Origin of the sequence: Spirillospora sp. CA-128828 (assembly GCF_050945415.1) — a bacterium.
Classification (GTDB): domain Bacteria; phylum Actinomycetota; class Actinomycetes; order Streptosporangiales; family Streptosporangiaceae; genus Spirillospora.
Map to the genome: position 1 here is coordinate 8497667 of NZ_CP191986.1, position 12443 is coordinate 8510109.

13 protein-coding genes are annotated in these 12443 nt (G+C 71.5%); 8 read left to right on the top strand and 5 right to left on the bottom strand.

The window, feature by feature from the left end; all coding sequences use genetic code 11:
* Nucleotides 1–6: 6 nt before the first annotated feature.
* Nucleotides 7–708: a 2-C-methyl-D-erythritol 4-phosphate cytidylyltransferase gene (ispD, locus tag ACQPXG_RS40770; protein ID WP_433464492.1), complete on the top strand. Its 702-nt coding sequence runs from the start codon at nt 7–9 to the stop codon at nt 706–708.
* Complete coding sequence (locus ACQPXG_RS40775) at nt 705–1454, top strand: glycerophosphodiester phosphodiesterase (protein ID WP_433464493.1); 750 nt, start codon at nt 705–707, stop codon at nt 1452–1454. Before ispD ends, ACQPXG_RS40775 begins: the two co-directional genes overlap by 4 nt.
* Here ACQPXG_RS40775 and ACQPXG_RS40780 read toward each other — a convergent pair.
* Both ACQPXG_RS40780 and ACQPXG_RS40785 read right to left on the bottom strand, forming a co-directional pair.
* A complete protein-coding gene (locus ACQPXG_RS40780) occupies nt 1451–2161 on the bottom strand; it encodes a hypothetical protein (RefSeq protein ID WP_433464494.1) in 711 nt (236 codons plus the stop codon). The genes ACQPXG_RS40775 and ACQPXG_RS40780 overlap by 4 nt on opposite strands.
* Before the next feature lie 99 nt (nt 2162–2260).
* Entirely contained in the window at nt 2261–3313 is a 1053-nt protein-coding gene (locus ACQPXG_RS40785; RefSeq protein ID WP_433464495.1) for a glycosyltransferase family 2 protein, read from the bottom strand.
* Nucleotides 3314–3581: 268 nt separating this feature from the next.
* On the opposite strand from ACQPXG_RS40785, the gene ACQPXG_RS40790 reads away from it, so the two are divergent.
* From ACQPXG_RS40790 to ACQPXG_RS40800, 3 genes are all read left to right on the top strand, one after another.
* A complete protein-coding gene (locus ACQPXG_RS40790; RefSeq protein WP_433464496.1) occupies nt 3582–5237 on the top strand; it encodes an LCP family protein in 1656 nt (551 codons plus the stop codon).
* Between the two features lie 26 nt (nt 5238–5263).
* The gene (locus ACQPXG_RS40795; RefSeq protein ID WP_433464497.1) at nt 5264–6070 is read left to right on the top strand and encodes a thioesterase family protein; all 807 of its coding nucleotides are present in this window, start codon (nt 5264–5266) and stop codon (nt 6068–6070) included.
* A 102-nt stretch (nt 6071–6172) separates the two neighbouring features.
* Nucleotides 6173–6799 carry a hypothetical protein gene (locus ACQPXG_RS40800; protein ID WP_433464498.1) on the top strand — a complete coding sequence of 209 codons (627 nt, stop codon included), beginning with the start codon at nt 6173–6175 and terminating at the stop codon, nt 6797–6799.
* Between the two features lie 57 nt (nt 6800–6856).
* Here the strand turns inward: ACQPXG_RS40800 and ACQPXG_RS40805 are convergent, their stop codons facing one another.
* Nucleotides 6857–8026 (bottom strand): acyl-CoA dehydrogenase family protein, encoded by a 1170-nt coding sequence (locus ACQPXG_RS40805; protein WP_433464499.1) that lies wholly within the window; start codon nt 8024–8026, stop codon nt 6857–6859.
* Between the two features lie 114 nt (nt 8027–8140).
* Here ACQPXG_RS40805 and ACQPXG_RS40810 point away from each other — a divergent pair, with 114 nt between their 5' ends.
* Together ACQPXG_RS40810 and ACQPXG_RS40815 are read left to right on the top strand one after the other, a co-directional pair.
* A complete protein-coding gene (locus ACQPXG_RS40810; protein ID WP_433464500.1) occupies nt 8141–9475 on the top strand; it encodes a UDP-glucose dehydrogenase family protein in 1335 nt (444 codons plus the stop codon).
* Between the two features lie 40 nt (nt 9476–9515).
* Nucleotides 9516–9935 (top strand): CoA-binding protein, encoded by a 420-nt coding sequence (locus ACQPXG_RS40815; protein ID WP_433464501.1) that lies wholly within the window; start codon nt 9516–9518, stop codon nt 9933–9935.
* A 7-nt stretch (nt 9936–9942) separates the two neighbouring features.
* Here the strand turns inward: ACQPXG_RS40815 and purE are convergent, their stop codons facing one another.
* Both purE and ACQPXG_RS40825 read right to left on the bottom strand, forming a co-directional pair.
* Entirely contained in the window at nt 9943–10410 is a 468-nt protein-coding gene (gene purE, locus ACQPXG_RS40820; RefSeq protein ID WP_433470136.1) for a 5-(carboxyamino)imidazole ribonucleotide mutase, read from the bottom strand.
* 23 nt (nt 10411–10433) lie between these two features.
* Complete coding sequence (locus tag ACQPXG_RS40825) at nt 10434–11597, bottom strand: 5-(carboxyamino)imidazole ribonucleotide synthase (protein ID WP_433470137.1); 1164 nt, start codon at nt 11595–11597, stop codon at nt 10434–10436.
* Between the two features lie 234 nt (nt 11598–11831).
* Between ACQPXG_RS40825 and ACQPXG_RS40830 the strand changes: the two genes are divergently transcribed.
* A complete protein-coding gene (locus tag ACQPXG_RS40830; RefSeq protein WP_433464502.1) occupies nt 11832–12434 on the top strand; it encodes a GtrA family protein in 603 nt (200 codons plus the stop codon).
* The last annotated feature ends 9 nt before the right edge of the window (nt 12435–12443 follow it).

Consider the following 12443-nt stretch of genomic DNA (forward strand, 5'->3'; position numbering starts at 1 on the left):
GGTGAGATGGCGACGCGAGCGGTTGCGGTGGTGCTCGCCGGCGGGGTCGGCGAGCGCATGGGCGCCGGGCGCCCGAAGCAGCTCATGGAGGTCGGCGGGCGGCCGATCCTGGCGCACGCGGTCGCCGCGTTCGACGCCCACCCGGCGATCGGCGAGGTCGTCGTCGTGATGGCGGCCGGGCATCTGCGCGCGGCCGCCGCGATCGCCGCGCCGTTCCGCAAGACGGCGGCGGTGATCGAGGGCGGCACGACCCGGACGGCGTCCACGGTCGCGGCGCTGCGGACCCTGGACGGGCGCCCCGACGACGTCCGCGTCCTGTTCCACGACGCGGCGCGCCCTTTCGTCGACCGCCCGGTCATCGACCGCGTGCTGGACGCGCTGGACGCCCACGAGGCCGTCGCGGTGGGCGTGCCGTCGTCCGACACGATCGTGGTGGTCGAGGACGGCGTGGTCGCCTCGATGCCGCCGCGCGAGACGGTGAGCCGGTTCCAGACCCCGCAGGGCTTCCGGCTCGGCACCATCCGCAAGGCGTACGAGCTGGCGCTGGCCGACCCCGGGCTGCGCGCCACCGACGACTGCGGGATCGTGCACCGCTATCTGCCCGGCGTCCCGATCCGGGTCGTCGCGGGCAGCGAGCGCAACCTCAAGGTCACCCAGCCGCTCGACGCCCTCATCGCCGAACATCTCGCCAGCGAGGAAACGTCTTGATCTTCGAGAACACCCCCACGGTCATCGGACATCGCGGTTACGGGTCGGGCGACCTCACCCCGGCCGGGTCCGAGACGACCGTCTCCGAGAACACCCTGCCCTCGATGCTGGCCGCCGTGGACGCCGGCCTTTCCTGGATCGAGATCGACGTGACCAGGACCGCGGACGACACCCTCGTCCTGCGGCACGACCCGACGACCGCGGACGGCGACCACCTGGTCGACCTGCCCGCCACGGCGAGCGGCCTGCCCCGGCTCGCCGACGTCTTCGACGCGCTGCCGGCGGACGTCGCCGTGGACGTGGACGTGAAGACCGTCCTGGAGGACGCGCTGGACGAGCCGTCCCGCCGGACCGGGGCGCTGCTACTGCCGGTCCTGAAGCGCGAGGCGAAGCGGCGCCGCCTGCTGGTCACCTCCTTCGACCCGTCGCTGCTGATGTTCCTGCGGGAGGAACTGCCGGGCGTCCCGCTGGGGCTGCTGACGTGGCTGCGGTTCCCGCTGTGGCACGCCGTCCCGGCCGCGGCGGGGCTCGGCATGGACGTCGTCGCGGTGCACACCGGGTCGTGCGGCATCGACCATCCCGACACGCGGCTGCGTCCGCTGGAGCACTGCGTGGACGTCGCGCACAAGGCGGGCCTGGAGACGATCGCGTGGTGCCCGTCGGCCGAGGCGGCGCCGACCTACGCCGCCGCCGGGTTCGACGCGATGGTGGTCAACGACGTCCCCGGCGTGCTCGCGGCCGTCTAGCGGTTGCCGCCGTACATCTGCGTCCACTCGCCGGGGTTGTCCTCGTCCGGCCCGCTCTTGCCGGACGGCTTGGGCTTCTCCTCGGCGGGGGGCAGCGGCGGCGGGTTCGAGGCGGCGGGCTGAGCGGGCGGCTGCCCGTACTGCGGCGCCCCCTGCCATGCCGGGCTCTGCCCGGGCGCCGGCGGCGGCCGGTGCGCCCCCATGGGCGCCGGAGAACCGTGCATGGGCGGCGGGCCCATCGGCGCGGGCGGCGGCCCGCCGAAACGCGGCGCGGCACCGGCGGTCGCACGGGACTTCCACCGCGACGGCGCGACCGACGCCACCAGGAGCGCGACGCCCAGCAACAGGAAGACTCCGTAGGGGGCGAGCACCGTGTACCCGAGATAGAGCTTGTTGGGGAGCGCGTCCCGTCCGGCGTGCCCGAACGCCCAGCGCGGGGAGACGATCCACAGGACGCCGATGACCGTGAAGACGAACCCCGGGATGAGCGAGGCGATAGGCGAGACGCGCGAGCCCGCCACCACGCCCACCAGGACCGCCGCCGCCAGCACGAGCGCCGCGGCGATCCAGCGGTCGCCCCCCTTGGTGAGGAAGTACTGGAAGTACCGCATGAACTTGGTCGTGCTGTACATCAGGCACAGCGCGATGACCGGCGTCACGACGAGACCGATCACCACGCCGAGGCCGTGGCGTGCTCCGTTGGACATGGCCACCTCCGAACGCAGGCGGGCAAGATCCCGCCAAACCTAACGGTCAGACGGGCGGAAGGCCACAAGGGTTCGCAGGTGGATATGGGTTTTTGCCCGCTACTGGACGGATTCGCCGGGTTTGATCGGAGTCGGCTGGCCGAGCCGCGGCGGGCTGGTGAGGAACCCGACACCCCAGGTCACGTGCATGGTGGCGAACACGAGCGGCAGCCGCAGCCAGGCGGAGAACGGCAGCCCGCGTCCCTCCACGGCGGCGCCCGCGACCATCGCGGCCGCGTACCCGCCGGGCAGGATCCAGCCGGGCCAGAACCCGAACGCCCCGGCGACCGCGCCCGCCGTCATCGCGACCACGGCGATCGGCGGCGCGAGGTAGCGCAGGTTGAGCGTGCCCTGGTGCTCGCGCCCGACGACGCGCCGCCAGCGTCCGGTGTGGAAGTACTGCTTGGCGAGCGCCCGCAGGTTGGGGCGGGGGCGGTAGGTGACGCGCATCCGGGGGGTGAAGAAGATCCGGCCGCCGGTCTCCCGGATGCGGTGGTTCATCTCCCAGTCCTGCGCACGGACGAACGTCTCGTCGTAGCCGCCGACCCGCTCCAGCGCGCTGCGGCGGAACGTCCCGAGGTAGACGGTCTCGACCTCGCCCGCCTCGCCTCCGGTATGAAAACGGGCGTTGCCGACGCCGAGCTTGGACGTCATCGCGCGCGCCACGGCCTTCTCGAACGGGGTGACGCCCTCGGCCGCCATGATCCCGCCGACGTTGTCGGCGCCGGTGTCCTCCATCGTCTCGACCGCGGCGCGGACGTAGTCGGCGGGCAGCAGCGAGTGCCCGTCCACCCGGACGATGATCGAGTACTGCGACGCCTTGATCGCGATGTTGAGGCCCTGCGGGGTGCGCCCGGTCGGGTTCGCGACGACGAGGACGCGCGGGTCCTCGGCGGCGAGCTTGCGGGCGATCTCCTCGGTGCGGTCGCGGGACGGGCCGATCGCGAGCACGAGCTCCAGCTCGCCCGGGTAGTCCTGGCTCAGGATGCCGCGTACGGCGTCGGTCAGATGGCGCTGCTCGTTGAGGACCGGCATCACCACCGAGACGGCGGGCCAGGTGCGTTCACCGGAGTCGGGACGGGTCTTCACGGCGTGCTGGGTTTCCTGGTTCATGACGCGCTGGGCATGGGGAGACGAATTCATGTGGGCTCGCGGGCGCACCCTACCGGCAGGCCGGAGGAGACGCCCCTTCCTCTCTCTAGCTCGCTGTCTGACGCAGCCCACGCCACCCAGGTTCGCGTGCGGGCCGCCGGGGTGTGGTCAAGACGGCGCCACGTTACTGCAAGGACACGAGGTCCAGGTAGCGAACGGACGGGTGTCCCCCACTTTAGAGTGGTGGGGACTCGCGTCAGCACGGGATCTTCGGGAGGCGGCGGCCGGCATGGCAGACGGGCACGACTCGGGTCGCGGCGACGCCGACCCCCTGGAGCGCTACTTCCGGCCGCGTCCCGGCGCCCACGCGGCGGACGACGACGACGGCGACATCGAGGGCGTGACCATCGACGGGATGCCCGCGCCGCGCGTCCCGGTGGAGGGCCCGCGCGGGCCGCGCCGCCCGGGCCGCGGGCTGAGCCCGCGGGCCGCGATCAGCGCGCGGCGGCAGAAGCGCTTCCTGACCCTCACCGGGACGGCGTCGGCGTTCGTCCTGCTGACCTCGGGCGGCGCGTGGGCGTTCCAGAACTACGTCACCGGAATGATCGACAAGGTCTCGGTCGGCGGGCTCGGCAAGGGCAAGGACACGCCGAAGGGCGCGATGACGATCCTGGTGGCGGGCGTCGACCGCCGGGAGGGGCTGACGAAGGAGCAGCAGAAGGCCGCCAAGCTCGGGCATTTCGAGGGCGAGCGCTCCGACACGATGCTGCTGGTGCACGTGTCCCGCGACCACGACAGCGTGTCGGTGGTGAGCCTGCCCCGCGACTCCTACGTGACGATCCCGGCGCACAAGTCGAACGGGTCGGAGGGCGCGAAGGGGGCGCGGGTCCCGGCCCGTCCGGGCAAGCTCACCTGGGCCTACCAGTTCGGGGGCCCCGACCTCACCGTCAGTACCATCAAGCAGGCCACGGGCGTGTCAATCGACCACTACGTCGAGGTTAACTTCTACGGGTTCGTGCACATGGTGGACGCGCTCGGCGGTGTCGACGTGTGCACCGAGCAGGCCGTCGACGACAAGAAGAGCGGGCTGAAGCTCCCGCGCGGCAAGTCGCACCTGGACGGCCTGAGGGCGCTCGCGTTCGCCCGCGCCCGCTACTCGCTGACGGGCGGCAGCGACCTCGGCCGCATCGACCGGCAGCAGCAGTTCATGGCGTCGATGATGAAGCAGGCGCTGTCGACGAAGACGCTCGGCGACCCGGTCAAGTCGACGAAGTTCCTGAACGCGTCGCTGAAGTCGCTGCGCGTCGACGAGAAGCTGGCCGACGACCTGCCGAAGCTCGCCGACCAGATGAAGAACCTGTCGACCGACGACCTCACGTTCGCGAACGTGCCGCTGTCGAACCAGGGCTACAACGCCGTCCTGTGGAACTCGCCGTCGCCGCAGTCGACCGTCCAGTGGGACCGCGGCAAGGCGCAGGACCTGTTCACGAGCCTCCGGCGCGACCGGCCGATCGCAACGCAGAGCGCGAAGCCGAGCGCCTCCCCGACCAAGAAGCCCGAGAACGAGCTGACGGTGCCGCCGGACGACATCTCCGTGCGCGTCCTCAATGCGATCGGAACCCCGGGCCTCGCGACGAAGGCGGGCGGCCAGCTGCGCAAGCTCGGCTTCAAGGTGACCGTCGCGCCGGGCGTGGCGCGGCGCGGGCTCCAGACGACGCAGATCCTCTACGGGCCCGAGCGGGAGGACTCGGCGAAGACCCTCGCCGCCGCGATCCCGGACGCCAAGCTGAAGGAGGTCTCCTCGCTCGGCTCGAACGTACAGGTCATGGTCGGCGCCAACTGGGACGGCGTGAAGGAGGTCGAGGTGAAGTCGTCCCCGAGCGCGTCGCCGTCGGGGGGCTCGTCGATCGAGACCGGTACGGCCACCTCGAAGTTGTGCGGCTGACGCCCTCCTAGAATAGGATTCTAGGCATGACCGAGGACGTGCCCGCCGAGTCGTTCTACGAGCCGCTCGGGGACGGGCGATTCGCCAGCACGCCCGCCACCGCGGGGCCCTGGTCTCCGGGCCTCCAGCACGGCGGCCCGGTGTCGGCGCTGATCGGACGCGCCTTCGAACGGCACGACCCCGTCCCCGGCACCCGGGTGGCACGGGTCACGGTCGAGATCCTCGGCCCGGTGCCGGTGGCGGAGCTCGACGTCGACGTCCGCGTCGTCCGCCCGGGCAAGCGGATCGCGTTCCTCGAAGGCCGGATCACCCACGAGGGCCGACCGGTCGTCCACGCCACCGCCTGGCGGATCATGGGCGCCCCCGCCCACCTGGAAGCCGTCGCCCACGGCCCCATGCCGCCGCCCCTCCCCGACGCGACGCGCCCGTTCGGAGACTGGAGCGATCTCCACACGGGCGGCTACCTCGCCGCGATGGAATGGCGGCTTCTCGACGGCGGCTTCGCCGAACCCGGCCCCGGCACCACCTGGGCACGCTCCCGCATCCCGCTGGTCGCCGGCGAGTCCGACACACCACTCGTCCGCGCCCTCACCCTCGCCGACAGCGCGTCCGGCATCGGCAGCCAGCTCGACCTGTCCAAGTGGCTGATCATCAACACGGACGTGACCGTCGCCCTGCACCGCGACCCTGTCGGCGAGTGGCTGTGCATGGCCGCGTCGCTGGACGCCGCCCCGGGCGGCAGCGCGCTCTGCCAGGGAACCCTCGCCGACCGCTCCGGCGAGATCGGCCGGGTCATGCAGACCCTCCTGGTGGACGAGCGGCCTGCCACCTGAAACACGACACCAAGAACCTTGATCACAACTCTACGTTCTTGATCGACTACTCTGGGTAGCAATACCGCGACAGAGAGAAGCCACTTCTCAGGAGTCCACAGGATGTCGACAAGGATGCTCGGCCTGATCACCACGGCCGCCGCCATCTCGGCCGCGCTCACCGGCGGCGTCGCCGCCGCGGCGAACGCCTCGTTCACGGCGCCGCCGCCGTCCGCGCCGCACGAGAACTCCGCGTCCGACGCGAAGCCCGTGCCGGACCCGCAGACGGCGCCCGACCCGATGGCGGCGCCCGACCCGCAGGCCGCGCCGGACCCGAAGACCGCGCCGGACGCGAACGCACTGCCCGACCTGAACGGAGCGCTCGACCAAGACGCCGCACCCGACCCGAACGCCGCGCAGCAGGACCCGGCGGCGCCCAAGGCTGCGGCGCCCAAGGCCAAGCCGGTCGCCAAGGACGGCACCGACCTCTCGGCCTGCCGGGACGCGGACTGCCAAGTCCAGATCAAGGGCGGCGAGAAGATCACGCTCGACCGCAAGTACGGGCTGGACCCGATCCACGTCAAGCTCCACGGCAGCCAGGTCATCTTCGTGATCCGCGGCCGCGGCTCGAACATGACCACCTCGGTCGACGCGGCCTGGCCCAACTCCACCGCCGTCTACAACGGCATCTCGCTCCGTCCGCACCGGGCCAAGGACGGCAGCATGATCCTCAACATCTCCCACGACTGACCCGGGAACGGGGGACGGGCACCACGCCCGTCCCCCGGGTCGGCGACGGGTCTTCGGCTATTTGAGGAGTTGGCGGGCGATGACCATGCGCTGGATCTGGTTGGTGCCCTCGTAGATCTGGGTGATCTTGGCATCGCGCATCATCCGCTCCACCGGGAACTCGCGCGTGTACCCATACCCGCCCAGCAACTGCACCGCATCAGTGGTCACATCCATCGCCACATCCGAGGCCAGCGCCTTGCACGCCGAAGACACCAACGTCAGATCCGCCACCCGCTCCCCCGACATCGCCCGCTCGGACTTGACCGCCGCGTGATAAGTCAACTGCCGGGCACCCTCCAGCCGCATCGCCATGTCCGCCAGCATGAACTGCACACCCTGGAAATCGGCGACCGGCCTGCCGAACTGACGGCGCTGCTGCACATACCCCACCGCGAAATCCAACGCGCCCTGCGCGATCCCCAACGCCTGCGCCGCGATGGTGATCCGGGTATGGTCCAACGTCGCCAGCGCCGTCTTGAACCCCGTCCCCGGCTCCCCGATGATCCGATCCGCCGGAATCCGCACATCCTCCAAGATCACCTGCCGGGTCGGCGACCCCTTGATCCCCAGCTTGCGCTCCTTGGGACCAAACGACACCCCCGCATCGGACGCCTCCACCACGAACGCCGAAATCCCCCGCGCCCCCGCCGACGGATCGGTCACCGCCATCACCGTGTAGAACCGCGACACCCCCGCATTGGTGATCCACATCTTGGTGCCGTTCAACACCCAATGCTCACCGTCACGCACCGCGCGGGTCTTCATCCCCGCCGCATCCGACCCCGCATCCGCCTCCGACAACGCATACGAGAACATCGCCTCCCCCCGCGCCACCGGCCCCAGGAACCTCTTCTTGATCTCCTCCGAACCCGCCAGCAGCACCGGGACCGTGCCCAGCTTGTTCACCGCCGGAATCAGCGACGAGGACGCACACGCCCGGGCGACCTCCTCGATCACGATCACCGTCGCGAGCGCATCAGCCCCCGCACCCCCGTACGATTCGGGCACATGCACCGCGTGCAGACCATTGGCGACCAGAGCGTCCAGGGCCTCCCGCGGGAACCGGGACTCCTCGTCCACCACCGCCGCGAAAGGAGCGATCTTGGCATCGGCCAGCTCACGCACCGTCCGCCGCAGCAGCTCATGCTCCTCCGACGGCGCGTACGCGGGAAAGTCAGAACTCATGCCGCAGATGCTACCCGCCAGTAGGTATGTGCGGGCGACGCAGGTGTCCGCGCGCAGTGGGCACGTGTGCAGTAAGGCCGCTGGTCGGCGGCGGCGAATCGAGAGGAGCAGGTCTTGTCCCACCGGCTGACGGTCATCGGAACCGGTTACCTCGGCGCCACCCATGCGGCGTGCATGGCCGACCTGGGCTTCGAGGTGCTCGGTCTCGACGTGGACGCGGAGAAGATCGCGCGGCTCTCGGCCGGTGACCTGCCCGTCTACGAACCCGGCCTCGAACCCGTGCTGCGCAGGGGGCTGGAGACCGGGCGGCTGCGGTTCACCACGTCCTACGAGGAGATCGCCGAGTTCGGAGACGTCCACTTCCTGTGCGTCGGCACCCCGCAGAAGGCCGGGGAGTACGCGGCCGACCTCAGGTACGTGGACGACGCCGTCGCGACGCTGGCGCCCCTGCTGCAGCGGCCCTGCCTGGTCGTCGGGAAGTCGACCGTGCCGGTGGGGACGGCCGCGCGGCTGGCCGAGGTGCTCGCCCGGACGGCACCGGCGGGCGGCGACGCCGTGCTGGCGTGGAATCCGGAGTTCCTGCGCGAGGGGTTCGCCGTCCAGGACACCCTGCACCCCGACCGGATCGTGGCCGGGCTGCCCGCCGAGCAGGGCGCCGCCGAGCACGCCGAGAAGGTCCTCCGCGAGGTCTACCGGACGATGATCTCCGAGGGCACGCCGTTCATCACCGCGGACTTCCCCACGGCCGAGCTGGTCAAGGTGTCGGCGAACGCGTTCCTCGCGACCAAGATCTCCTTCATCAACGCGATGGCGGAGGTCTGCGAGGCGGCCCACGCCGATGTGACGAAGCTCTCGGAGGCGCTGTCGTACGACGACCGGATCGGCGGCAAGTTCCTCGGCCCCGGACTCGGGTTCGGCGGCGGCTGCCTGCCCAAGGACATCCGCGCGTTCATGGCCCGGGCGGGCGAGCTCGGCGCCGACCAGGCGCTCACCTTCCTCCGCGAGGTCGACGAGATCAACATCCGGCGGCGGATCCGCATGGTGGACCTCGCCCGGCAGCTGCTCGGCGGCTCCTTCGTCGGACGGACGGTCGGCGTCCTCGGCGCCGCGTTCAAGCCCAACTCCGACGACGTGCGCGACTCCCCCGCGCTGGACGTGGCCGCGTCGATACGCGCCCAGGGCGCCAAGGTGACGGTGTACGACCCGCAGGCCATGCGGAACGCGCGCCGCGCCCACCCGAACCTGGACTACGGCGACTCGGCCCTGCACGCCGTCCAGGACGCCCATGCGGTCCTGCTGCTGACCGAGTGGGCGGAGTTCCGGGGCATGAACCCGTACGAGGTCGCCGAGGTCGTCGCGGAACGCAACATCGTGGACGGGCGCAACGCGCTCGACCCCGAGCGGTGGCGCGCGGCCGGCTGGAACTACCGGGCCCTCGGGCGCCCGTGAGGCGGGAACTAAAGGGGCGGCGGGCGGTGTTGTGCCGGGCATGAGCGCTGACTTCGCCGACCAGGCCGTGATCCGCCGGCTGCTGAACGAGTCCAGGACGTGGGCGTTCGTCGGGCTCGGCGACAATCCCGCACGCGAGGTCTACAACCAGGCCCGGCTCATGCAGCAACGCGGGAAGCGGATCATCCCCGTCCATCCGGCGGCGGGGGAGGTGCTCGGCGAGCAGGGGTACGCGTCCCTCGCCGACCTCCCGGACCCGGCCGGGGTGGACGTGGTGGGCGTGTACCGCCGCGCCGAGCACGCCGGGCAGGCGGTGGACGAGGCGATCGCCGCGGGCGCGAAGGCGGTGTGGCTGCCGCTCCAGGTGATCGACGAGGCGGCGGCCCGGCGTGCCCGGGACGCCGGGCTCGACGTCGTCATGGACCGCTGCCCCGCCGTCGAGTGGGCGCTGCGGCGCTGAGCGCGGCTCAGCGCCGCTCGCGGAGCCGCGCGCCCTTCGCCTTGGCCTGGCCGTAGAGGTCCTGCTGGAACACCTTCATCTTGGCCTGCAGGTCCTCGTCGGCCGCGGCCAGGATCCGGACGGCCAGCAGCCCGGCGTTGCGCGCCGCGCCGACCGCGACCGTCGCGACCGGGACCCCGGCGGGCATCTGGACGATCGACAGCAGCGAGTCCATCCCGTCCAGGTACTTCAGCGGGACGGGCACGCCGATCACCGGCAGCGGCGTCACCGACGCGAGCATGCCGGGCAGGTGCGCGGCGCCGCCCGCACCCGCGATGATCACGCGCAGGCCGCGGGCCGCCGCGTCCTCCCCGTAGGCGATCATGTCGTGCGGCATGCGGTGCGCGGACACCACGTCCGCCTCGTAGGGGACGCCGAACTCGGTGAGCGCCTGCGCGGCCCCCTCCATCACGGGCCAGTCCGAGTCGCTGCCCATCACCACACCGACGACCGGATCGCTCACATGTGCTCCTTGATCTCGGTTCCCCAACGCAGGTAGCCGGCGGCGTGCCGGGCCCGCTCGCGGACCTCGGCGAGATCGTCGCCGAGGGCGGTCACATGGCCGATCTTGCGTCCCGGGCGGGACTCCTTGCCGTACATGTGCACCTTGACCGCCGGGTCGTGGGCCATGACGTGGATGTAGCGGGAGTACACGTCCGGGTCGTCGCCGCCGAGCACGTTGGCCATGACCGTGAACGGGGCGGTCGGCTCGGTGGAGCCGAGCGGCAGGTCGAGGACGGCCCGGAGGTGCTGCTCGAACTGGGAGGTCCGCGCGCCCTCGATCGTCCAGTGGCCGGAGTTGTGCGGGCGCATGGCCAGCTCGTTCACCAGCAGCCCGTCCCGGGTCTGGAAGAGCTCGACCGCGAGAAGGCCGACGACGTCCAGCTCGTCCGCGATGCGGAGGGCGAGGCTCTGCGCCTCGGCGGCCAGGTCCTTCGGCAGACCGGGCGCGGGCGAGATCACCTCGACGCAGATCCCGCCCTCCTGGACGGTCTCGACCACCGGATACGCGGCGCCCTGCCCGTACGGGGAGCGCGCGACGAGCGCGGCCAGCTCCCGCTCGAACGGGACGTGCTGCTCCACCATCAGGTCGACGCCCCCGGACAGCAGCCGCTGGACGAGCTCGTACGCCTCGCGGTCGAGGTTCTCGACCAGCCAGACGCCCTTGCCGTCGTAGCCGCCGCGCGTCGCCTTGAGGACCAGCGGCCAGCCGTGCTCCCGGGCGAACGCCTCCAGGAACGCCAGCGGCGCGGACGGCGGCACGTGCGCGTAGGCGGGGCACGGAACGCCGAGGCCGGTGAGCCTCTCGCGCATGACGAGCTTGTCCTGGGCGTGCGCCAGGGCCGCCGATCCGGGACGGCACGGGACGCCCGACCTCTCCAGCTCCTCGATGTGCGGCCCTGGAACGTGCTCGTGGTCGAACGTCACGACGTCACAGCCCTTGGCGAAGGCCGCCAGGTCGTCGAGCGACCGGTCGTTCCCGATCCGCGCGTCGGAGACGGCCTTGGCGGCCGAGTCGTCCGGTGCTCCGGCGAGCACCCGCAGCGACACGCCGAGCGCGATCGCGGCCTGCTGGGTCATCCGGGCCAGCTGGCCCCCGCCCGCCATACCGACGACGGGCATCTCACGAACCTTCACGTCGAAAGGCTATCGGCCGGGCGGAGCGAACGGATCAGGCGGCCGCGGCGTCGAACGTGTGTGGGGATCTCGGCAATGGGCAGGGAACGCCTGGAGAGCGTGGAACGTTCATGTTCCGACGTCTCACGGGCCACGGGCGTCTATCCTCGTGGTGCCTCCGCAGTACCCGCCGCGCAGCCCGTTGCGTACAAACGAAGTCCGGAAGGACGGTTCTCCTTCGTGAGCCTGGTCGCCAATCTCAACCGGCAGTTCGCGCACCTCAGGCGGGAAGTCGCCCAGTTCGGGAGCGTCGGCGCCATCGCGTTCGTCATCACGGTCGCGGTCAGCAACGGTTTGCACGGCGGCCTCGGGGTGGGCCCGCTCACGTCCTTCGCCGTCGCCACGGTGACCGCGACGACGTTCGCCTACCTGGCGAACCGCTACTGGACGTTCCGGCACCGCGACCGCACCGGCCTCGGCCGCGAGTACGTGCTGTTCTTCGCGCTGAACGGCGTCGGCCTGGTGATCACCGAGCTGTTCATCGGCTTCACCCGCTACGTCCTCGGGCTGCACGGCAACGTGTTCTTCAACATCGCGCTGGTCATCGGCACCGGCGTGGCGACGCTGTTCCGATTCTGGTCGTACAAGAAGTGGGTGTTCCTGCCGGCGAGCGCCCAGCCCGTCGACCCCGCGTCCGGCCTCCCCGAGGCGCCCTCGGGGCCCGCCGCGGAGTCCGTCTTCGACGGTCCGGGCGCGACGCGCGCGGTCAACGGACGGCACCCGTCCCACCACATCGGCCACCCTCTCGACGCCCGCGCCGCCGGGGACTACGCCGAGATCTGAACGGCGCCC

Coding starts and splice junctions, on each gene's coding strand:
- ACQPXG_RS40785 (WP_433464495.1), bottom strand. CDS start 3,313: ATGAACCAGGAAACCCAGCACGCCGTGAAGACCCGTCCCGACTCCGGT.
- ACQPXG_RS40800 (WP_433464498.1), top strand. CDS start 6,173: ATGTCGACAAGGATGCTCGGCCTGATCACCACGGCCGCCGCCATCTCG.
- ACQPXG_RS40780 (WP_433464494.1), bottom strand. CDS start 2,161: ATGTCCAACGGAGCACGCCACGGCCTCGGCGTGGTGATCGGTCTCGTC.
- ACQPXG_RS40795 (WP_433464497.1), top strand. CDS start 5,264: ATGACCGAGGACGTGCCCGCCGAGTCGTTCTACGAGCCGCTCGGGGAC.
- purE (WP_433470136.1), bottom strand. CDS start 10,410: ATGGGCAGCGACTCGGACTGGCCCGTGATGGAGGGGGCCGCGCAGGCG.
- ACQPXG_RS40815 (WP_433464501.1), top strand. CDS start 9,516: ATGAGCGCTGACTTCGCCGACCAGGCCGTGATCCGCCGGCTGCTGAAC.
- ispD (WP_433464492.1), top strand. CDS start 7: ATGGCGACGCGAGCGGTTGCGGTGGTGCTCGCCGGCGGGGTCGGCGAG.
- ACQPXG_RS40805 (WP_433464499.1), bottom strand. CDS start 8,026: ATGAGTTCTGACTTTCCCGCGTACGCGCCGTCGGAGGAGCATGAGCTG.
- ACQPXG_RS40790 (WP_433464496.1), top strand. CDS start 3,582: ATGGCAGACGGGCACGACTCGGGTCGCGGCGACGCCGACCCCCTGGAG.
- ACQPXG_RS40825 (WP_433470137.1), bottom strand. CDS start 11,597: ATGCCCGTCGTCGGTATGGCGGGCGGGGGCCAGCTGGCCCGGATGACC.